At 58.7% G+C, this 899-nt stretch carries 1 protein-coding gene and 1 pseudogene; one reads left to right on the top strand and one right to left on the bottom strand.

Annotated elements, in window-relative coordinates:
• A pseudogene (locus A8V01_RS28880) lies at positions 1–106 on the top strand (IS630 family transposase); the annotation flags it as partial.
• Between the two features lie 373 nt (positions 107–479).
• On the opposite strand, the gene A8V01_RS04185 reads toward A8V01_RS28880, so the two are convergent.
• The coding region (locus tag A8V01_RS04185) for an outer membrane protein (protein WP_146037178.1) at positions 480–899 on the bottom strand (420 nt) is incomplete at its 5' end.

The raw sequence follows: 899 nt of genomic DNA, 5'->3' as shown, positions 1-899 counted from the left end.
GCGAACGGTCAGCGGCCTGTGGAGCTTGATCGGCAAACTCGTCGATATCTTCCAGCCTCAGGAATGCGCCAACTACTTCAAATCATGTGGCTACGAACCAGAATGATCGAAAACCGCTCTAGCCTTGCGGACTAAGCCGTTTGGACTAGACCGACCCATTCCAGACTGTCAGCGGTGATATTTCGCTATCGAGTTGCGAGCGGGCAGCTTTTCTTTTTCTGGAGGTCTCAGACTCGCCGATAGGGACCTTCGGCTTCAAAGCCCGGACAGCGCTTAAGCCGGCTTTCACAGCATCAAATTCTCCAGCGGAGACGCCAGACGTATTGAGTGGGAATACATTATGTGGAACCAGGGAGCACTGCGCTCCTGCCAAGCGCAATACGCTGACACTGTTCTGCTGCGAATGTGTGGCGCTATTACCAATGAGGGCAACTGCGAGGCGGTGCAGAATGTTCGCAGCTGCCCTCCGGTCAGTGCGATCAGAAGCGGAAGCTGCTGGTCACCATCACGCTCTGGGTGTCGAACTTGTCCCCACGATTGATGCTGGCCCCGCCCGAGGGGGTGATGCGGAAGGGATTTGTCGCAGGTGCGGTGCCAGCACCGACATCGACGCGATAATCGTCGGCATTGTAGCGGGTATAGAGGTAGCGCGCGCCGATCGAGAAGTTCTGCGCGACCTTGGCTTCCACGCCGCCACCGACGTTCCAGCCCCAGGCATCTTCCTTGCGGTTCACTTCGGTGAAGCTGTTCGCCCCGTTGCTGGTGGTGAAGCTGTTCTGCACCTTGGCGTAGGACAGGCCCCCAGTCACGTAGGGCATGATGCCGCTGCGGGTGGTCACGCCCAGTCGGGCGCGCAGGTTGCCGTTCCAGTCGATCTGGCGGCGCATGGTGTAGTATGC

Source organism: Novosphingobium guangzhouense (assembly GCF_002896965.1).
Classification (GTDB): Bacteria; Pseudomonadota; Alphaproteobacteria; order Sphingomonadales; family Sphingomonadaceae; genus Novosphingobium; species Novosphingobium guangzhouense.
Note: the sequence above shows the minus strand (reverse complement) of the source record. Positions and strands in the feature narration are given on the sequence as shown.